This is a genomic window from Priestia sp. USM5 (assembly GCF_058323215.1).
In genome coordinates, this window is record NZ_JBSGKN010000001.1 from 2,976,505 (window position 1) to 2,995,626 (window position 19,122).

General features: G+C 33.3%; 23 protein-coding genes. 6 read left to right on the plus strand and 17 right to left on the minus strand.

The annotated features are described in order from the left end of the window. Positions 1 to 323: 323 nt before the first annotated feature. The 6 genes from ACWATA_RS16040 to ACWATA_RS16065 form a co-directional block, all read right to left on the minus strand. Complete coding sequence (locus ACWATA_RS16040) at positions 324 to 701, minus strand: hypothetical protein (RefSeq protein WP_098113384.1); 378 nt, start codon at positions 699 to 701, stop codon at positions 324 to 326. A gap of 17 nt (positions 702 to 718) precedes the next feature. After that, the gene (locus ACWATA_RS16045) at positions 719 to 1,900 is read right to left on the minus strand and encodes an Alp7A family actin-like protein (protein ID WP_014460729.1); all 1,182 of its coding nucleotides are present in this window, start codon (positions 1,898 to 1,900) and stop codon (positions 719 to 721) included. Between the two features lie 447 nt (positions 1,901 to 2,347). Next, complete coding sequence (locus ACWATA_RS16050; protein ID WP_028413878.1) at positions 2,348 to 2,701, minus strand: hypothetical protein; 354 nt, start codon at positions 2,699 to 2,701, stop codon at positions 2,348 to 2,350. Positions 2,702 to 2,824: 123 nt separating this feature from the next. Beyond that, on the minus strand, positions 2,825 to 3,025 hold the full coding sequence (locus ACWATA_RS16055) for a hypothetical protein (RefSeq protein WP_080754401.1): 201 nt from the start codon (positions 3,023 to 3,025) through the stop codon (positions 2,825 to 2,827). Positions 3,026 to 3,065: 40 nt separating this feature from the next. Beyond that, the gene (locus tag ACWATA_RS16060) at positions 3,066 to 3,296 is read right to left on the minus strand and encodes a DUF3923 family protein (protein ID WP_028413879.1); all 231 of its coding nucleotides are present in this window, start codon (positions 3,294 to 3,296) and stop codon (positions 3,066 to 3,068) included. A 212-nt stretch (positions 3,297 to 3,508) separates the two neighbouring features. Further along, complete coding sequence (locus ACWATA_RS16065) at positions 3,509 to 3,814, minus strand: hypothetical protein (protein WP_028413881.1); 306 nt, start codon at positions 3,812 to 3,814, stop codon at positions 3,509 to 3,511. 264 nt (positions 3,815 to 4,078) lie between these two features. On the opposite strand from ACWATA_RS16065, the gene ACWATA_RS16070 reads away from it, so the two are divergent. Next, a complete protein-coding gene (locus ACWATA_RS16070) occupies positions 4,079 to 4,615 on the plus strand; it encodes a GNAT family N-acetyltransferase (protein WP_473049972.1) in 537 nt (178 codons plus the stop codon). A gap of 97 nt (positions 4,616 to 4,712) precedes the next feature. Here ACWATA_RS16070 and ACWATA_RS16075 read toward each other — a convergent pair whose 3' ends face one another. Next, the gene (locus tag ACWATA_RS16075; protein ID WP_028413883.1) at positions 4,713 to 5,216 is read right to left on the minus strand and encodes a DinB family protein; all 504 of its coding nucleotides are present in this window, start codon (positions 5,214 to 5,216) and stop codon (positions 4,713 to 4,715) included. A 98-nt stretch (positions 5,217 to 5,314) separates the two neighbouring features. Between ACWATA_RS16075 and ACWATA_RS16080 the strand changes: the two genes are divergently transcribed. Together ACWATA_RS16080 and ACWATA_RS16085 are read left to right on the plus strand one after the other, a co-directional pair. Then, positions 5,315 to 5,749 (plus strand): diguanylate cyclase, encoded by a 435-nt coding sequence (locus tag ACWATA_RS16080; RefSeq protein WP_328172433.1) that lies wholly within the window; start codon positions 5,315 to 5,317, stop codon positions 5,747 to 5,749. A gap of 273 nt (positions 5,750 to 6,022) precedes the next feature. Continuing rightward, positions 6,023 to 6,631, plus strand: coding sequence for a DUF998 domain-containing protein (locus ACWATA_RS16085; protein ID WP_473050226.1), 609 nt, complete (start codon positions 6,023 to 6,025; stop codon positions 6,629 to 6,631). Positions 6,632 to 6,741: 110 nt separating this feature from the next. On the opposite strand, the gene ACWATA_RS16090 is transcribed toward ACWATA_RS16085, so the two are convergent. Both ACWATA_RS16090 and ACWATA_RS16095 read right to left on the minus strand, forming a co-directional pair. Then, the gene (locus ACWATA_RS16090; RefSeq protein WP_155017166.1) at positions 6,742 to 7,338 is read right to left on the minus strand and encodes a YdcF family protein; all 597 of its coding nucleotides are present in this window, start codon (positions 7,336 to 7,338) and stop codon (positions 6,742 to 6,744) included. A gap of 145 nt (positions 7,339 to 7,483) precedes the next feature. Further along, positions 7,484 to 8,152: a C40 family peptidase gene (locus ACWATA_RS16095; protein ID WP_473049973.1), complete on the minus strand. Its 669-nt coding sequence runs from the start codon at positions 8,150 to 8,152 to the stop codon at positions 7,484 to 7,486. A gap of 207 nt (positions 8,153 to 8,359) precedes the next feature. Here ACWATA_RS16095 and ACWATA_RS16100 point away from each other — a divergent pair, with 207 nt between their 5' ends. Continuing rightward, entirely contained in the window at positions 8,360 to 8,857 is a 498-nt protein-coding gene (locus ACWATA_RS16100) for a DUF2062 domain-containing protein (protein WP_140450585.1), read from the plus strand. A gap of 422 nt (positions 8,858 to 9,279) precedes the next feature. On the opposite strand, the gene ACWATA_RS16105 is transcribed toward ACWATA_RS16100, so the two are convergent. Then, positions 9,280 to 9,663: a YkvA family protein gene (locus tag ACWATA_RS16105; RefSeq protein ID WP_473049974.1), complete on the minus strand. Its 384-nt coding sequence runs from the start codon at positions 9,661 to 9,663 to the stop codon at positions 9,280 to 9,282. 231 nt (positions 9,664 to 9,894) lie between these two features. Between ACWATA_RS16105 and ACWATA_RS16110 the strand changes: the two genes are divergently transcribed. Next, positions 9,895 to 10,785, plus strand: a complete 891-nt coding sequence (locus ACWATA_RS16110; protein WP_028413890.1) for a cation diffusion facilitator family transporter — start codon at positions 9,895 to 9,897, stop codon at positions 10,783 to 10,785. Positions 10,786 to 10,996: 211 nt separating this feature from the next. Here ACWATA_RS16110 and ACWATA_RS16115 read toward each other — a convergent pair whose 3' ends face one another. Then, positions 10,997 to 11,434, minus strand: coding sequence for an NUDIX hydrolase (locus tag ACWATA_RS16115; RefSeq protein WP_028413891.1), 438 nt, complete (start codon positions 11,432 to 11,434; stop codon positions 10,997 to 10,999). 226 nt (positions 11,435 to 11,660) lie between these two features. On the opposite strand from ACWATA_RS16115, the gene ACWATA_RS16120 reads away from it, so the two are divergent. After that, complete coding sequence (locus tag ACWATA_RS16120) at positions 11,661 to 11,942, plus strand: YesK family protein (protein WP_028413892.1); 282 nt, start codon at positions 11,661 to 11,663, stop codon at positions 11,940 to 11,942. A gap of 25 nt (positions 11,943 to 11,967) precedes the next feature. On the opposite strand, the gene ACWATA_RS16125 is transcribed toward ACWATA_RS16120, so the two are convergent. From ACWATA_RS16125 to ACWATA_RS16150, 6 genes are all read right to left on the minus strand, one after another. Further along, a complete protein-coding gene (locus ACWATA_RS16125; protein WP_028413893.1) occupies positions 11,968 to 12,252 on the minus strand; it encodes a hypothetical protein in 285 nt (94 codons plus the stop codon). Positions 12,253 to 12,554: 302 nt separating this feature from the next. After that, positions 12,555 to 13,901: an MFS transporter gene (locus tag ACWATA_RS16130; protein ID WP_154989175.1), complete on the minus strand. Its 1,347-nt coding sequence runs from the start codon at positions 13,899 to 13,901 to the stop codon at positions 12,555 to 12,557. A gap of 16 nt (positions 13,902 to 13,917) precedes the next feature. Then, entirely contained in the window at positions 13,918 to 14,493 is a 576-nt protein-coding gene (locus tag ACWATA_RS16135) for a TetR/AcrR family transcriptional regulator (RefSeq protein WP_261765756.1), read from the minus strand. A gap of 101 nt (positions 14,494 to 14,594) precedes the next feature. After that, positions 14,595 to 17,108, minus strand: coding sequence for a PEP/pyruvate-binding domain-containing protein (locus ACWATA_RS16140; protein ID WP_367077345.1), 2,514 nt, complete (start codon positions 17,106 to 17,108; stop codon positions 14,595 to 14,597). A 635-nt stretch (positions 17,109 to 17,743) separates the two neighbouring features. Continuing rightward, positions 17,744 to 18,415, minus strand: a complete 672-nt coding sequence (locus ACWATA_RS16145) for an HAD hydrolase-like protein (protein ID WP_154972761.1) — start codon at positions 18,413 to 18,415, stop codon at positions 17,744 to 17,746. Between the two features lie 392 nt (positions 18,416 to 18,807). Then, positions 18,808 to 19,023 (minus strand): DUF6366 family protein, encoded by a 216-nt coding sequence (locus tag ACWATA_RS16150; RefSeq protein ID WP_034265158.1) that lies wholly within the window; start codon positions 19,021 to 19,023, stop codon positions 18,808 to 18,810. Positions 19,024 to 19,122: the final 99 nt, after the last annotated feature.

Genomic DNA, 19,122 nt, shown 5'->3' on the forward strand with positions numbered 1-19,122 from the left:
CTAAACTCCGCAATGTCCTTGTCATCTTGGGAGATGATAAGCGTACCTTTTATCTAACACTTCATGGTGTAATTGAGCTTCGATATGGTATTTAGAATACCTAAATCTAATTGTTAATGTTCTTGAGACAAAGCAAAATTAGAATAAATAAAAGTACTCGTGCTAATTATTATTATCCATAAATAAGCTGTTTCCTCCCTTTTTTAGTTTTAACACGTTTTTTGTACATATGATAATGTATCAAAAACGAATAGACATATTGAAAACAAAAAAGCTACTGGTATGTGGGACAGTCTCGTCCCACATACCAGTAGCTTTTTTAATTAAAAATCGTTGTATTCCTCTAAATCATCATCATCTAATGACCCAGATAATTGCTCTAGATCTGCAACCTTACCTTCTTTGAAGGTTTGGTGGCTTTCTGAAGGCTTCTCTTCTATCTCCTCTTGTTTACTCACAAACCCGTTGGACTGAGCTAATTTCTTTAATTCCCGTAGTTCGGAATTGATATGTTCAAGAAGTTCTTCTGTTCTGTGTCCTGCTTCTACTTGATTGGAAGATGAACTATGAAGGTCACGAACAATTAGAGATGAAATATAGTCCCCTAATTTTCGAGACTTTGCATATTTTGCAAGTATATCATAGACTTCATCACTCAACTGATTAGTTTTAATCGTAAAGGCGTTTTGACGCTCTGACATGGTTATCACCTACGCTGTTAGGATTTAACGGCTTTCTTCTCGGCTTGTTTCTTTTGAAGGTACCCCATGCTTCGGATTTCTAAGCCGAATAAATTTAAGTGACGGCTATCCTCAGGCACTTTATGATATTTCTCTGTGCGTTCTTCGCCAATTTTTTCACGCATGCTATTCATAATCGCTACTTCTAGTGTAGGAGCGACACCGCCACTATATACATATTTTCGGATTTTATTTGCTGGTGGTGGGGCGACATCATTTAACTTAGCTAGTAAGATCTCTACATAATCTCTTAGAGAAGATTTGATTTGAGCTGTTAAATCAATGGATTCACCTGTGTTTTCATTTTTTAGTTCAAACTTTTGTTTGCTGTAGTTATCTAAAATAAATTGATCAAAAGCGCGTAAATCGGTAAACAACTCTGGGAATTTCTCTTTTCGTAACTTATCGATATGTGCTAAGTAGGGAATACCCTCGATACTTTGGAACGATTCACGACTGTTCGCAGCCTTCAACCCTTCAGGTAAGATTACAACATCAATGGATCCTCCACCGATATCGATCATTACGGTTTCACATTCCACATATTCATTAGCATCTTCACGGTCTTGAAGCGTTAGGTCTTTCTTTAACGCAAAACGTGCGATTTCACCTTCCTTTAAACAAACACTTTCTTCCACAGATACTTTTAATTCTTTTTCAAATCCTGGGGTATGGATATAAAAAGTGTGATCACCAACAAAGCGATTTGCCATAGCCTTTTGCGCTTCACCAAACGTACTTTCTTTTTTTAGTAACCAAATTGGTAACATTGTAGAGAAATAGTCAATTTGGATGTTGTTGTCCTTTTGATCTTTTGTGTGTAACGCGTGGTAGTATGCAACGGCAGCTAAAAATGTTACGTATGGAATATGACTTGTAATTTTATTATGTAAACGATTGATATGATTGTTTGCTAATTGTTGGCTGGCGGCAATGTCACCCACTAAGAAATAACGTTCTTTTTCTTCCTCTCCAATGGTTGTAGATAATAAGATACGCTTTTTAAATTCCTCTGGTGCTGTAACAGCATCTGTGAAGAATGAATCAGCAGCTTCTTTTTGGAGTTCTACTACGTTGGTTTGGAAATCAAATAGATATCCATCTATGATATTCATATCGACTGAGTTCCCACAGTCTTTATTAAAACGTGAAATTTTCATCTCTATACACCTCTTTTTTTAGTTGAACTTCTGTTGAACTTATTATACAAAAGAAAAGGTAGATTTTCAATCCTTCAGTTCAACTGATTTATCATCAAAAACTTACACATATCAACAATTTTTTTATCTAGTTGAACTTATTTCCGGATTAGAAAAACAGTGTCAGGAAAGTTCTTTTTCGGGAATAAGAAAGTCGGAAGTAGAGATTCTGGTGAAAAAAGAGGTTGAGACAAAAGTATTTTAGATGAAGTAAAAAACGAGCTATTGATCAAGCGATTAGTAGTTTGTTTTTTTATTAAGCTAAACGCAGACTTCATTTGTTTAGGTCTTTCTAGCAGTTGATTGAAGGGGAAGACAAATACTCCTGGTGGAAAAGCGGAATGTATCAAGATAATATTTATATTCGTTAAGAGACTTAAAATCTTGTTTGACAATATTAGATAATACTCACCTTTTTTGAACTACCTTTTTCATTAATTGACTTTTATGATCTTTGTCTTTAACTATAATATAATTCTCTGTTCCTTTTACTGAATAGATTTCTGAACCAACTGTAAAATAGTTTGATTGATTATTACCCGCGGGCATTTTAGTTGCTTTGGTTTCCTTTTCTATTGTCCCTATTTGGTCTCCTATTTCTTGTGTTTGATCTAATTTATCTTCTGTTCCGTTATATTCCTTGTTTTCAACTACAACAATGATAGCAGAAGAACTCTCTGTATTCGTCCCTAAACTTTCTTGATTACATGCAGTTAGAACGATTAAATAAACTACTGACAGAAAACTAAGTGTTCTCTTCATAATAAGTGGCCTCCAGAGATCATTTATTTTCCTTACCCTTTAATTAAAATTGACATTAGAGGATATACCAAGTTCAGTGACTTATCACAATGTATTCGAAAATAAAAAATCTTAAAAGGTCTATTAAACAAATTTCTCATGATCCTCAACATAAAAATCTACATAACCGCAGCTGGAACAAACATAAGGTATTAACTCACTATAATTATGATTATTAGTTAATACGCTGCTTGGCGTTTTATTTACACCTAAACTTCCAGGTGATGATTGAATACGAGCTTTGGTTAAAGTTGAATTACATTTAGAGCACTTTTTGCTGTACATACATATCACTCCCTCTATTTCATAACATCATTTCTATTTTCTACAGTACACGCTTGTTAGCTTTAAAATTGAAAATTAGCCATATAACTTGAATAATCAAAGGGAAAATAAATGCAATCAATAAAACAATAAATGCCAACAATTTCAGCTCTAGTGTTTGGGTAACACCCGCTCCATCCACTTCTCTTGTCCAGACAACAGCTGTTCCTACGACGAAAAGTATGATCCAAATTATATTAGCTATCCACCAGGAAATCCATCGTCTTTTCACATCATCACTCCTTTCAATTTAAGCTGCATCTTTCTTTATTAATTCCCAGATAAGAGCAATGGTAGAAATAGCTCCACCTACCGCAAAGAGATAAGAAGAAAACGGTATTGTTTCATGTATGAATAAACCTCTTACTCCATAGAAACACAGGATAATAGTGCTGATTAAACCAATCATAAGCCGAATATTTTTATTAATTGTTTTCTCCCCCTTTAGGCTTCTCTTTGCACCTGATCCTTTATCATAAGTCCAAATAAAGCGAAGAAGTTCAACACAATCAGCAATCCATAATAAAAGCCAAGCCCTTCAAAAAATAAAGAAAGAATGGGAAATATTATAGTTTCAAAGCCAAACAACATAATAATAAGTCCAATTCCTTTAGCGAGCTGCTTTTCATCCTTAGGTGTAAATATCTTTCCATATCCAGCAATAAAATTAGTACTACCTTTTTTCCATACACGTTTCCCAATATAAATGATTAAACAGCTTACTAGACTTATAAATAATAATTTCAACACCAGACATTACACCTTCTTTACATACTTCAATTTAACATATATAGTGTATTTTACCATAATCAATAAACAAATATTATGTATTAAAGGTGGACTCACAAAATACAACACTGTAAAATATATACATACTAATTTTGGAGGTTTTTGTTTGTTAAACTTATGCTTAGAGCTGGGTGAGTAAGCTTCCTTAATTAATGTGTGCATAAAGGAAGCCCCATTTATGGAGTATAAAAAGCGGTAATTTAGCAAGTTGATAGGAGACTCTAAATGGATATCTTAATTAAACAAGAACTCACTGAAGAATATAATGAAACTGAAAAAGTTGTGAAAAGCGCTTTTTTAAATGAAGAATACAGCGATAAGAAAGAACATTTACTTGTGAAACGAATTAGGAAGTCAGATGAATTTATTCCTGAACTTTCACTAGTCGCATTAAATCCGAATGCAGCAGATATTATAGGCCATATTCTTCTATCTAAAATAACAATTATAGATGGTGATAACGCTACCGTTTCTTTAGCACTTGCTCCAGTTTCAGTTGCACCTCAGTATCAAAAACAAGGAGCTGGGAGCCAACTAATACACGCTGCGTTAAAACGCGCAAAAGAGCTTGGTTATCATTCAGTAATTGTTTTAGGGCACAAAGATTACTATCCTAAGTTTGGATTTAAACCAGCTACCTCATGGAATATATATGCTCCATTTGACGTGCCTGAAGAATTTTTTATGGCCATAGAGTTAACAGAAGGATCTCTAAAAAATGTGCAAGGTGTTGTACATTACTCAAAATCTTTTTCAGAGTAAGCACTAAATGATTAATTAGGTTTTACGTAAAGGCTGCCTGGAAAGTAATTTTATAGTATTTTCTATGGGCAGCCTCTTTTTTATTTACCTGATATTATTAAAGCGGTGGATTTTCCACACCTAAATGAACCCAATCTTCTTTTGGAGGCCCATAAACTCCAGCAGGTTTTAGGCCTGCTTGACGCATAAGAATGGTAATTTGACCTCGGTGATGAACAATATGTTTGATTAGTCCCATTAAGATTGTGGCATTTGATTGGGTTCTTCCGAACGCTTCTTGCGTGTGTTCTAAAGATTCGTCTGTCCATTGCTGTTCGATAATTTTAGCAGCATGAGAACTTACATTTTTAAAGGTTATAGCGATTTCCTGTGCTGAAGATGGAACGCTTGCTGTACTTTCAATTCTGTCTATACTTAATCCGAATTCAGTTAGGTAATCTGGAATATTTGTTGTAAAATGCCAAGCAATTCTCCCTAACGTACGCCCTTCAGGATACACTTGTTGTTTCAACGAATCATCTGTCAAGCTATCTAAAACTTTTTGAGTCAGCATGGCTTCGTTGTTCCATTCTTTGATAAAATCTGAAATGGTATTATACATCTAAAAGACCTCCCAATATAAATCTAATCTAAATCAATAACTAAATAATATCATAGAAGAAAAATAAGTTGGCTTATTTACTAAAGGAAGGAGACTTTATGTTATTTAAAGCTACCGCTCAAAAAACTGTTGTTTATCCTTTATTACTTTTAAATACTTTATTACTCATTCAAGCAGTTCAACATAAAGAACTTGCCTTTTTACACCTTTTGGCTATCCTTTGCTTGTTTCTTTCCCTTTTTCTCCGATATGAATTTCAGATAGACAGAGATACTTTAACCTATAGAATATATATATTATGGTTTAAAGTATATGCAAAAACCGTTAAACCCAGGGACATTAAAAGAATTGCATTTAAACGGTTAAGTTGGAAATCAAAATTAGCAGTAGTAAAAGTAGAAAACGGGTGGAATATGCGAATAACATTATTTAATCCACCAAATGTTTTTAAGGAATTAGAAACATTTGCACATGAATATGATATAGATATTAAAAAAACAGCAGATTATAAAATTCTAGAAAAAACATCTTGAATGTCACTGCGTTTTGGATACCTTATACGTATATTTTATAAAAAGACCGCATAATCAGCAGTTATTCATTTCTAATTAAGCAGCTTTTGGACCTCTTTATCGCTACAAAACATTGGTAAAGAGGCCTTTTCCTAAGCCCTCAAAGTTTAAACACTTTGCCCTCCTTACTCACATCAACCTCAAGCCCTATTTAAAAATAGACTCCAAGACCATTTGTTTTAACATTATTTGGATGTATAATTCGGGTATAACGCTTTTTAAGAGGTGATAATTCTGTATATATCGAAAAAGCTTGGCATTTTAAGCTGGTTTGCTACTTGCTTGTATTTTTTAGTTGAACCTTTCTTTATTTTGACTTCAACTGCTCCCTACAGTTTTTTACATCACGCAATGAGTGATCTTGGTGTAACTTCTTGTGGAAACTACACCTATTCAATTGCACCTCATGAAATTTGCTCTCCTCATCATTTCTGGATGAACGTATTGTTTATTATAAACGGATTGACACTTTCAATTGGTGTTTTGTACATTTCACAAAACCTAAAGAAAACGAGAAAAAGCCAACTAGCAACAGCTTTTATTCTTATATTAGCTTTAGGTAATATTGTTTCAGGCTTTATCCCGGCTGATATTAATTTATTTTGGCATTCAATACTTGCTCAGCTTGGCATGGTTACTGTTTTAGCCGGTCTTTGGATGTATGCATCATCTTTAAGCAGCGGCAAGTATTGGACTTATGGCTGCTTAGTCTCCTTACTAGTCATCCTTATACTCATTATGCTTGTATTTTTTGTTCCTATGCCTACCGGTCTGCTGCAAAGGTTATTCTATTTAGTAATCTTTATATGGGGCACCGTGCTTTCCTTTATGTTAAACAAATAATCCACTATCACTCCGTTTCATATGAGCTTACAAGACTATGTTAAACTAGCCGGAATTTCAAATAGCAAAAAGTCCATAGAGGCATTCCCTATGGACTTTTTGCTATTTTGTTAAATAAATTCTCTTAATAATTCTTTAGATTTCTTTCCGCTAAAACCAAAATAATTGCCAATAAGTTTGACGTATTCTGTGTAAGTAACTTTTCTATTTAAAGCAGTTTCCCACCATCTCTGTGGATTATAATAACGACTTCCACTAGAACAATAGGTTAATTGTATTTGGGTATCCTCAAATTCTTTATTAAAGTTTTTTTCTACCCTTTTCATATGATAGTTTGAAGAAACAACGATAGCGGATTGAAAGTGATAATTCATCATTAGCTTTTTTGTAAATTTAGCATTTTCCGTAGTACTTGTAGCGTGATTTTCTAATATAATTGAATCCTTAGGTATTCCAGAGTCTTTGGCTTGATGATAAAAATTATTCTCTTGGCCATTCGAAAGGATTAAATGAGCCGCATAGCCTTTTTTATATAATTCAATTCCTTTCTCCAGTCGATCATTATCACCACTTAACACAATAATCACGTCAGATTTTACAGGCTTTTCGTTTACCACAAGCTCTTTCCCGGCAAACAGAAAAAAAATAATCCCTAATCCTAGCAGAAATATACTAATTTTTATCCTTTTACCTTTAATTTTTTGCATATAGACCCTCATTTAAAAAGTTCACTTCATATCGTATCATAAAGCTCAATATTCATAAAAATAAAAAGGTAACCTTCAAAAAACTTTAATTCTTACCCCTTGTTCTAAGCCTTTTCGTTCTTGCTAACTAGTACTTTTTAGTTTATTAGAGAATAGACTTACTTCCTAAATAACGAGGTGCCCAGTAAGAATTGCTTAACGATGCAATAGTTACACCAGTTGAACTTCCAGCATGAATAAACTGCCCGTTTCCAATATAAATTCCAGCGTGTGAAGGACCTCCAGTAGTATCGAAGAATACGATATCTCCAATATTCGGAGTAGATGTACTTTTTCCTGACTGATACAAGGTGGCTACTGTTCGCGGTACAGTTACTCCACCTCCATTTTTAAATACATAATAAATGAAACCACTGCAATCGAAACCATTTGGAGAAGTTCCGCCCCAAACATATGGCACCCCTATGAATTTTTTAGAATAAGCCACAATATCACTAGCTGTCGCTTGCGTTGAACTATTAACAGTTGAAGAACCAGTGGCGCTAGTAGATGCGTTATTTAAGGCATTTAAAGTAGCTGGACCTACTATTCCATCCACAGCTAAGCCATGATCCCGTTGGAAATTCATAACGGCAGTTTGAGTAATTGTGCCAAAATATCCTGTTGGTGTGGCGTTAAAGTAACCTTTTTCCTTTAACAGCTGCTGTACTTTTTCAACTTCATTACTAGTCATTCCATATTTCAGAAGTGTACTGCTTGTAACCGCACTTGTTGAATTAGCTATTAACGCTTGATATGTATTAGGTCCCACCATAAAATCACTTGATTTATTAGGAGGTAATTATTTATTTTGTCATATAAAGTATAAATATACTTATAATGGTTAAATCTGTTGTTCTTTACCTCATTTATCTTTTTACTTATATGACGCCAAATCTTGAATATAATAAAACACCTTTCTATAATGGTGAACACCAAAAAGAAAGATAGGATGCCAGCGTAAAAAGACAGGAGGAATAATGTGAGCAAATTAATGTTTTTGAAGCGCCGGTTTAAATACTTACTTATTAAACTATTAAGATTAAAAGATCATTCACATAAAGTTGCGCTAGGTTTTAGTCTAGGTTCTGTTGTGAACTTTGTTCCTACCTTTGGATTTGGTCTTATACTATCCGTAGGTTTAGCCAAATTATGTAAAGGAAACAGCATAGCAGGGCTCATTGGTGGAATGTTTTTTATGTGGGCCTTTCCGTTGATGTTTTACTTGAATACAGTAGTTGGAGGATATATATTCCCAATCGATCTTGGTCAAACTTTACTTCAGAATACAGATGAAGATTTAGATAATTCACTAGAACTAGGAGCAAAAATAGGAAAGAATTTTTTAACAGGTATGATTCTTAATAGCTTCTTATTTGGAAGTATACTCTATATTGCTAGCTACTATATTATAAATCAGTACAGAGGCTTTCTCTTACACTACATCTCGAAAAAGTGGATAGTAAAAAAATCCTACTAAACAAATGGATTATTAGCTTGATTTCAACCTTTATTTCTAATTGTAAATCAATATAATTTATATAAAAAAAACCATTAACCTGAACATTTCTTCAAAAGGCATAGAGGTAAATTAGCCCATAATTGATACCTGTGGTTACCAACTGTGGGCTGAGATACAACCTTTGTGTCTGCTTTAAGATGCATATGGAGGAAATAAGGATCTGCTCTTACTCCTTTATTGAAGATAATACAGTCTGTTTCAACCATTTTTTTCGATTTCTTTGATCGATTATCCATTGATACAAACTTTGTATACCTAGTATCAAAGAGATGATGACCCCGCTAACTGCAAGGATTAATGCAAAATATTCTACAGGTACCATTTTGTATCATATCGCTCAATAGTAAACCTCATATATATTTTTCTTTGTAAGATTGCATTCAGTTTAAAAACTTAAATACAGTAAAACAGCTCCACATAAAAATAAGTAGCCATACTATGATAATAATTGAACCCGCAACCCAGTTTTTATGCCTCTCGTTTTGAATGAGATCTTCTGCTTTTATTGTGCAGTCCTCTATTACACTTTTAGGTAACATCTTCAAAGCAATCATAATTCCTAAAGGAACTATGATTATATCATCAATATATCCTAAAACTGGTATAAAATCAGGAATTAAATCAATTGGACTGAAGGCATACGCAACAACACAAGCAGTAAATAATTTGGTATACCAAGATACTCGTTCATCTTTATAAGCTAAGTATAAGATAAATAGCTGTTTTTTTAACTTTTTAGCCCACAGCTTTAATTGATTAAGCATGTTTCCTATTCTCCTTTTAGTAGGGTTTTTAAAAAAGTATATCAGGAGATGGATACTTTTATTTTGCAACTCAATAAAACATTGCATTTATCATTAATTCGGCGAGAATTTGGCTTAGCGACACTATTTTTAACTTCCCTAATTTATTGAAAAATGGTAAAAAACGTTGCTGTAGACCCACATGCAATTCGCTTGATATCATTAATTCATCTCTTATAGGTGGTGAATTTATTGAATTCTTCAAAAATTGCTTTTCTTTCTGTTATGAGTAACTCTCTTCTGGTTGTCTTAAAAATAGTTGTAGGCGTCTTTACAGGTTCAGTTGCAGTTATATCAGAAGGTATTCATTCGTCTCTAGACTTAGCAGCTTCCTTGATTGCCTTTTTCTCTGTTCGAATATCTAAAAAGCCGGCTGACAAGATCCACCGATATGGACACGGAAAGGTAGAAAATATCTCTGGAACCATTGAAACATTATTAATCTTTGTAGCAGGTATTTGGATTATCTACGAATGTATTCACAAACTCATGAACCCCGAACCAATTAAACTTCCTTTCTTAGGGATTCTTGTTATGCTGTTTGGGGCAGTAATTAATTTTATTGTCTCAAAAATCGTTCATAAAACAGCTAAAGAAACAAAATCCATGGCGATGAAATCAAATGCTCTTCACTTGCTGACAGACGTTTATACTTCACTTGGTGTGGCTATAAGTTTATTCCTTGTAAATCTCACTGGGTGGTATGTTTTAGATCCGATTATTGGAATTGTGCTAGCCATCTATATCATTATTGAGGCCTATAAATTAATGAAAGAATCATTTCCTCCTTTATTGGATGCCAGTCTATCGGAAGATGAAGAACGGGTTATCTTAAACATTATTAATTCCCACAAACAAGAGTTTATCGAATACCATAACTTTCGTACAAGACGGTCTGGTCCAAGCGAATGGATTGACTTTCATTTAGTAGTTCCATCATATTACAACATTCACAAAGCGCATGATCTATGCGACAGAATTGAGCAAGATATTCTTCGCAAATTTCCCGATTCAGAGGTGTTAATACACCCAGAACCTGAGAGTGAACGTAAAAAAACTAGTCACGTTGAAGATTACACGTGAAAAGAGTAAAAGAGAGTGTAGAAATAAAGATAGATTAATAAGTGTCATAGGCATACTGGCTATTGGCACCTACATAAAAACTATTCCTATAAAAAACCTAAACAAAAGGCCTCATAAATAAGTAGGTGCTTTTGTTTAGGTTCCATAAATCACGTACCACAATCACCTATTAATTTTTAGTCTCTATAGTATCTTATTAGTAAATTTAAAGCTATACGAATAACTGATTAATGTAATCATCTTGATTTGCTGCTAGTTTTGGAACAGCTCCAACAGGAACCCAATAATAGGAAAAGATTAATCCTGCATCTTCCCCTTCAGAATTCACTTTATATTCCCACCGTTCTGCCGTTTCTTTTTGAACTTCTAACTGAAAAACATGTCGTTCATGATACTGACTTTTACCTTCATGATGATATACGTATGTTTTTATTTTGTTCACCGATAAAAACTCCATTAACCCAGACTCTTCTTTGACCTCTCTATATAAAGCTTCTTCAATTGTTTCTCCTTCCTCTACAGTACCGGCTGGAACTTGAACTCCTGCTTCTGGATAATCTCTATGTTCGCAAACTAGTAACTCTGTATAGGGATCATTGAATCTAGTTATGTAAGCCATAACTTTTATTATAGTGGTCTTATTCTTCACATTCTCTTCCTCCTTTAATAGATACTAATTAAGAAACTTCTTTTTCAACAAACTTCTTTGGTAAATTACACATACATATGTTGGGTTGGTATAAACTCGCTTTTAAAATCTATGAGATAGACAGGCTATGATTTATTTCCAATCGTTGTTTCTAGATTCAAAAAAACATTTATCTATATGTAAATTTATGGTAATGTTTATATCATATAGCTCAAGGAGGTTAAAAATGGCTATAATGTACTTGATTGTTATAACTACAGTTGCTTGCTCACTTTTATTTTCATATAAATTGGGTAGAACCACATCCTCTTTAAAATATATAATACCTTTAATTGTAGGAATGATTAGTCTAAGTGTTGTTATCATAAGCTACTTTTACGGAGGATTAACTGGTATGGGAATTGGAGTAGTTAATTTTGCTATTTTTATAGGATCCATTATATCTATAATCATCATATCGTTAAGTGAGCTAATAAGAAGTAAAGAAAGCCCTATGAATAAATCTTAGAGCTTTCTTTGCTTTCTAAATAGATTTATTCATATTGTTTGTCCTTCTTAAAAATACCTATCAGAAGAGTAACGACTCCAATTAAAAAGAAAAGCGGTAATAATAACATCATTAATCCCACGGCAGCAAAACCATTTCCTTGATTAATACCAAACAGAATAGAAACAATCCATGAAAAGAATGGAGTTATTATTAATATAATAGTCGTTCCCCACACTATATATTTTCTTTTAGCTGACTTTCCTTGGCTTAGTCCACTCGCAAACATAAGACCTAATACTAAAACAGTTAATGCGATTCCTATTGCCATTTCATCCCCGGCTTTCTCATAAGGAAAAGGTTCTATCTTTCAACCTAGCCCCCGCTTTTTTAGCTCTAGTGCTACTATAAATATACTTGTAATGACAAGTAAGATTAACCCTTCTCCCATCGTGATTGAACTTTTTATCTGTATATCCCTTTAGCTAAATATTACCATTAAAAAAAGCAATTCACAGAAATTTAGTCAAAAAATAAGTAATGCTCCTATTTCAGAAGCATTACTTATCTTTATAGATTAATTAGTAAATCGTATATATAACCAACAGCTTTGTAAAATTTATAAAAAAACGACTATGCTTTTGCACTAGAATTATTGCTGCTTATCATGTCTTGGCTGCCAGATTTAATGCTCCTAGCTACTAGTAAACCTACTACCCCTGATATCCCTAAAATAATAAAGATGTAGTTATAGCTTGTAACAAGAGCGATAAGCGTGGACGAAATAATACTCCCGAAATAGCGAAACGTCGAGTATATGCCAGAGGCTGTACCAGATTGCTCTTTACTTACGGAATCAAGCGAGGAAACCTGCATGCTTGTTAAACCTACTCCCGTAGAAAAACCTCCAATAATTAAAGCCGCTATAAGAAAAAGAATAGATCCAACGTTCTCTAAGGATAGAAAAAGAATATTGGAGAAAATGATCATAGCAAAAGAAAATCCAATCACTTTTTTAGAACTAAACTTATTGTTTAATAATCCTCCTATCCAGCCGCTTAAAGACATTGAAATCGAAAAAACCGATAAAACAATACCAGTTTGCGCTGTAGATAAGTGAAATTGTGCCTTCATTAACAGCGGCATAATTAATAAAATTACATACATAACAAAATTGCTAAGCATGATAGATAAATTAGCGCTTGTAAAGGTGGAATTTTTGAATAAAGAAAAATCGATAATCGGGTTTTCTGCCGTATTTTCTCTTTTGATAAACAAGATTGTAGATAGAATAAATATTATTCCCATTATTAAAGCCTTAGTAAATTCCATACCGTGTGTCAACAAGATCAATAAAGAAATGCTAATTGCTAAATAAATGGACCCTTGAATATCTAAAGTGCTTGTTTGCTTTTTAACATTAAATTTAGGAATCATAACTATTCCGCTGATCAAAGCTAAGAAAAGAAAAGGAACGTTCACCCAGAATATAGCTTCCAAGTTGAAGTTTTCAAGCAGTATAGATCCTAATAATGGTCCGATTGCAGCACCCAAACCCATCCCCATTCCAAATATACCCAAAACTTTAGGAAGACGTTCTTTTGGTACCACATATCTAATGATTGCTATAGTGTTTGGAGTAAGTAAAGCTCCTCCTACTGCCTGCAGTGATCGAAAGATAATAAGGGAAATGAGATTAGTTGAAAATATACAGCCTAAAGATGCTATTAGAAAGAACACCACGCCCCATAAATAGATATTTCTGTTTCCATATAGATCTCCTAGCTTTCCAGCGATAGGCTGAGTAACAGCCATTACAATTAAATAAATAGTCACTACCCACGAAATATTTGCAAGTGGTTCATTAAAATGAGCTGATATGGTTGATAGAGCAACAGCAATCATGGTTGAATTAATTGGTACAAGAAATGTCCCAATTAGTAATGAAATAATCAAGATAAGCTCTTTATGTTTACCCAAACATTATTGCCTCCTTTTAGTGGAGAGAAATTCCTTTTATAAACGTGTTTATACTGTTTTTTATCATATCTTGATAATCTGCATGTAAGGCTTTGTCTCCGAAATTTAGTTTATACATAAAATATCCCCAATACGTACTTAGGAAAATCTCTGCTTGTGTGCAGCAATCTAATGCTTTGATATATCCTTTCTTTTGCATTTCTTCAAAGTATTCTTTTAATATTTCTTTCGTATCATTAATTTTTTTTATAATTTCTTCGTGCGCTTGTGAGAAAATTAAAGGGTCTTTTAAAGCAATTGAAATCATGTCTCGGTTATTATCAAAGTCTTTTAGTAACAGGTAACCGAAATTCGTCAAATCTTTTTCAAGCTCCCATTCAATTGATTTATCAAAAATTTCAAGCGAAAAGCTTGTTGTTTTGACAATAGCTTGAATAATGCCTTCTTTATTGCCAAAGTGGCGAAAAACCGTCAATTCATTAACGCCAGCTTGTTCTGCAATTTCTCTAGTGGTAGTACCTTTATAGCCTTTTTCTTTAAGCAGCTCTATTGTAGCTTTTGTGATCTTCTTTTTTGTTTCATCTTTTTTCATATTGATCATCCTTTATGCTTCCTGAATGTAAGTATTTACTTTCTATTAGGCAGTATATAAAGGAAAAAGAGCTGTTGTCAAATGGAAGCGAAGAGAATTATTTATTCATTTAAAAGCGTCACAATTCCATTCGTACCATCGACCATAACCATATCGCCATCTTTTAGCTTATCCGTACTTATTTTCGTACCAACTACTGCAGGAATTTCATATTCACGTGCAATTATTGCTGAATGAGAAAGAATACCTCCAGCGTCGGTGATAACAGCCCCCGCAGTTTGAAATAAAGTAGTCCAAAGTGGAGTAGTGGTCTTACATACTAAAACGTCCCCTTTTTCTAACTTGTAAAATTCCTTTGTGTTTGAAATAACTTTTACTTTTCCGGTATAGATGCCTGAAGAAGATGCTAACCCTTTAATAGAATGTTCGCTGTTCGCGTCATCTTCCTCAATAGCTCCCATATATTTCTCAGCTTCTTTCAGCTGAGCTGCTTCAGGGACTCCGAAGTATCTAGGTAAATTAGACGTTTGCTCATGTTCTACATGTTCTTCTTTACGTTTCTCAATTAATTGGGTCATGTCTACTGGATTTTCTAAAAGAGACTCTAGTTCATCAAGATATAAGAAGAAAATATCTTCTTTCACTAGAAAAACATGATGATTAACTAGTAAATTACCTAGCTTAAGTAGGAATAAACGAGCTTTTGCATCCAACATTGCATCGATATAAAAATGATGATCATCTCTTATAACGGATGCATCTAATGCCCACTGATAATATTTTTCAAACTCTTCTTTATGTTTGCTATCCGCTATCTGTTCAAGGAGTTCATTATAGTTCTGTTCACGTTTTTTGACCGTTTGTTTGAAATTCTCATCAAAGTTGTAATTGTCTTTAACATACCCTTGAATAATTGATAATGCGTGAAGAGGATTCTCTAGCCAAGTTTCTCCTACAAAATCGTGACTTACAACGTTTCGATATCCATACTGTTTTAGAAAAGTATTTAATTCAGCCATAAAGCTTTTTCCTGCTTCACTTTCCTCTAACTTTTTCACTAAAGTTTCTGTACATTCTTCTTCGAAGATCTTAGTAAGTTCCGCATTGCCTTTAACTGTTAAAGCAAGTCTAGAAAGCTCCTGATCAGTTTCCAACGATTTGTTCATTTTCCCCGTCAATAGCTCATAAACATCGTGTCCGGATTTTTTATTTGTAAGGTTTTTATAGTACTCTTCAACTATAGTATTTAAAGACATTTGAGGCATAACAATATCAAAGTGCAGATCATATGCCACTTTATAAAAATCAGCTAAACTTTGAAGAATCTCTTTTCCTCTCTGAAGGGTTAGACTTTCATAGGTAAAACTATTTAATTTGTTATAGTAAGGCAAGAATTGTTCCGTAATCATTTGATTCATTCGTTTTGTTAGGATTGGATAAATACCTTCCATCAATTCTTTATTTTCTTGGAATCTTTTATTAGAATCTCCTTTAAAAGGCTCCATTTTTGTATAGATATGACCTTTATAAAGTTTTAAATTAAGTCTATTAAACATAAACTTTAATTTTTTAAAACTAGCAGCTGTTCCTTCAGAAAATGCCGGAATAATAAATGAAGCGTACAAAGGACTAACAGCATGAGAAAAACTTGTGTCATTTAAAATCCAAAACTCTTCCATATCGTCGAAACTTAAAGATATATCTTTTTGGAAAGGAGTTAATTCTTTGGCCTCTGTTAATGTGGTAATAGCTCTTGCCTGTAATAGATATACTTGATTGTCTTGAACCCCAAACTCTATGTCTACGGGATGTTGGTAAAGAGCTTCTACTTCTTTTGTTATTTCGGCCAATTCAATGATTTTCTCGTCTGTTAAACAAAACCTTTGCTGCTCATCTTCCGTTGTTTCGATTTCTTCAACGCCTTCAGCAAGTGGAATTATCTTTACTTCCTTTAGCCCTTTTTCTTTCTCTATTTTAAAAGTTTGTTTATTAACTAGGTAAACATCAGGTGTTACTAAGCCCGATACAATGGCTTCTCCTAATCCATAGCTGGCATTAATCATCATTTCTTTTGTATTATGAGTGACAGGATTTTGACTGAATATCACTCCCGATGTTTCGGACTCAATTAACCCTTGAACAACAACTGCCATTGAAACTTCGTCAAAATTAGCATACATATTTTGAGTATATTGTTCGACTCTTTCAGTAAAAAATGAGGCCCAGCACGCTTTCACTTTACTCAAAAAATCCTCGGTACTTTTCACATTAAGATAGGTTTCATACTGGCCAGCAAAAGATGCACCTTCTAAATCTTCAGCACTAGATGATGAACGAACAGCTACCGATGTATAAGAGCACTTTAGGTTTCGAAATGCCTCTATGAGATCTGATTCAATTTCAATAGGAATTTCCCCGTGTAAAATTCTCTCGTGTATATTATCCGTTTGACGATCAATCCCGTTCCATTCGATATATCGCTTTAAAGCTTCCGTTTGAATAACAAACCCATCTGGAATCGGTAAATTTTTTCTTTTCATTTTTATAAGGTTTAAAGCTTTTGCTCCAACTCGTTCATTCGCCTCGTCCACCTTTTGAAAACTTAAGCTATACATTAAAAATATTCATCCTCCCACAAACTAATTTTAAAAAATGTAAGTAATTACTTACTTTATATTTATTTTAATTCTTTTAAATTTTTATGGTCAATAAAAAATGGTAAAATATTTAAAAAATGCATATTTAGTTGTGCTTTATTTTAATTTCACTTAAATAATATTCCTCTTTTTTATTACATTTTTTAACTTTTATTAGTCTTTTTTATTATAAAGTCTAAATAGTTAATCAATTAAAAAGTTACTAAAAGAAATGCAAAAAACCCCATCTAAATTAAGATGGAGGTTTTCCTCTTTTACAGTTGGGTTAACCATTATCTCTGAGTGCTTACAAGCTTCCACTGGCTGAGTGACAATTTTATCTTATATCCTCTAATATATAAGTGAGCGCTATCAGATTTACGAATCATATGTGAAGTCATAATCCAAACTCTCCCTTCTTATAAAACTATTTTGGAAATCTTAACCTAAGCATAGCTCAGTATTGTAAACCATTTATTAATGACAAGAAAAGATTATGTAAACATTTTAAATTACAGGGGAACCGCTCATTACTTATGTTTCAACTTCAGTAGATTTAGGTCTATAATTGAGACATTAACCATCTATAATGGTTATGTACGAGGATCAGTCTATTAGACTGATAAGCTATTATTTATGTTGGATACAATCCTTTTTAACTCCATTAAATCATCTATTACCACATCAGCCTGTGCAAGCTCAGCTGCTTGAGCAAAATCAAAATTGCACCCCACTGCCATTAAACCATTATTCTTTGCAGCATTGATATCCGATAGACGGTCTCCCACTACTGCTGCGTGCTTTACATCGTATTTCTTTATAATCGTTTTGACTAAATCTCCTTTATCGAGCGTTTGGATTTGTTGAATACTAAATGTTTCTGTTACCCACTTATCCAAATCGTAATGGTCTACAATCGCTTCTAAATATTCCTTCAAACCGTTACTTGCTATGTAAATGGAGCAATTATTTTCTTTTAAATAGCTAAAGACCTCTTTTACATTAGGGTATAAAGCGCCTTTGCCTTTTTTTATATTCTCAACTAAGCTTTTCAAAAAATAGTCATTCGTATACTTTCTTATTTCACCTGAATGAGTAGGTAATAAAGCTTCCCATACTTTGGGTAACGGTACACCCATGATTTCACGATACTTATCAACAGGAGTACTAGCATTCCACTGGTTGAGTGTACGCAAATGGTTAAAGGTATCATCAAGTGATAATTCTAAAATTTTATCTGTTTGAAACAGCGTTCCATCCATATCAAAGATTAGTGATTGCAACATTAAGTATCTCCCTCTTTCAACAGTATTTAATACGTATCTATATACAATGCCATAAAAAGGAATATGTGATTTATTAAAAATAGTAATCACTGTTCTCAGCACAAAAAGAGCACCTACTTATTTATAGGTACTCTTCTTAACTTTACATACTTTGTTTGAAATAATAAATGAAAAAGTGGCCGCTATAATCGAACTTAAAAATGGATAATTAACAGAAAAAATACTGACCGTTGAGCTACTCAAGTGCTGTGAAGTCTCAGGTACATATGTAAGTGTAAGAAATAGACCAGAAACAATTTGAAAAGCAAATAGCAACAATATAAAACTACCAATAAACACTGCATAGTTTTTCAAAAAAGCGCCTCCAGTACTCTTAATTTATAAACCTGATATTATTTTAAAAATAGTGACGCAATGATAAAACCTATAATCATTACAGTAATAAGTACACCAAGACCCTTCCATCCTAAGCTGCCTGCTAAACCAGATAGATTTCCAGCTTCATTTCTATTAAATGCATCGTTCATATTCCCAGCTGGATTTCTTTTTACCTCTTCGTGTTTTAATCTCTCTCTTCTTCTTTCAGGTGTTTCTTTATCTTCGCTCATTGTCACACCACCATTTTTAAAACATTATAACATATTATGGTTAAAATATAAAATAATGGTTTTTTAGAAGCAAAGAAAGAAACCTATAGTGACAGATCT

Excerpts from the sequence above, each read along its gene's own strand:
- ACWATA_RS16040 (WP_098113384.1), bottom strand. The coding sequence starts at position 701 with ATGTCAGAGCGTCAAAACGCCTTTACGATTAAAACTAATCAGTTGAGT.
- ACWATA_RS16045 (WP_014460729.1), bottom strand. The coding sequence starts at position 1,900 with ATGAAAATTTCACGTTTTAATAAAGACTGTGGGAACTCAGTCGATATG.
- ACWATA_RS16050 (WP_028413878.1), bottom strand. The coding sequence starts at position 2,701 with ATGAAGAGAACACTTAGTTTTCTGTCAGTAGTTTATTTAATCGTTCTA.
- ACWATA_RS16055 (WP_080754401.1), bottom strand. The coding sequence starts at position 3,025 with ATGTACAGCAAAAAGTGCTCTAAATGTAATTCAACTTTAACCAAAGCT.
- ACWATA_RS16070 (WP_473049972.1), top strand. The coding sequence starts at position 4,079 with ATGGATATCTTAATTAAACAAGAACTCACTGAAGAATATAATGAAACT.
- ACWATA_RS16075 (WP_028413883.1), bottom strand. The coding sequence starts at position 5,216 with ATGTATAATACCATTTCAGATTTTATCAAAGAATGGAACAACGAAGCC.
- ACWATA_RS16080 (WP_328172433.1), top strand. The coding sequence starts at position 5,315 with ATGTTATTTAAAGCTACCGCTCAAAAAACTGTTGTTTATCCTTTATTA.
- ACWATA_RS16090 (WP_155017166.1), bottom strand. The coding sequence starts at position 7,338 with ATGCAAAAAATTAAAGGTAAAAGGATAAAAATTAGTATATTTCTGCTA.
- ACWATA_RS16095 (WP_473049973.1), bottom strand. The coding sequence starts at position 8,152 with ATGGTGGGACCTAATACATATCAAGCGTTAATAGCTAATTCAACAAGT.
- ACWATA_RS16105 (WP_473049974.1), bottom strand. The coding sequence starts at position 9,663 with ATGCTTAATCAATTAAAGCTGTGGGCTAAAAAGTTAAAAAAACAGCTA.
- ACWATA_RS16120 (WP_028413892.1), top strand. The coding sequence starts at position 11,661 with ATGGCTATAATGTACTTGATTGTTATAACTACAGTTGCTTGCTCACTT.
- ACWATA_RS16125 (WP_028413893.1), bottom strand. The coding sequence starts at position 12,252 with ATGGCAATAGGAATCGCATTAACTGTTTTAGTATTAGGTCTTATGTTT.
- ACWATA_RS16135 (WP_261765756.1), bottom strand. The coding sequence starts at position 14,493 with ATGAAAAAAGATGAAACAAAAAAGAAGATCACAAAAGCTACAATAGAG.
- ACWATA_RS16140 (WP_367077345.1), bottom strand. The coding sequence starts at position 17,108 with ATGTATAGCTTAAGTTTTCAAAAGGTGGACGAGGCGAATGAACGAGTT.
- ACWATA_RS16145 (WP_154972761.1), bottom strand. The coding sequence starts at position 18,415 with ATGTTGCAATCACTAATCTTTGATATGGATGGAACGCTGTTTCAAACA.
- ACWATA_RS16150 (WP_034265158.1), bottom strand. The coding sequence starts at position 19,023 with ATGAGCGAAGATAAAGAAACACCTGAAAGAAGAAGAGAGAGATTAAAA.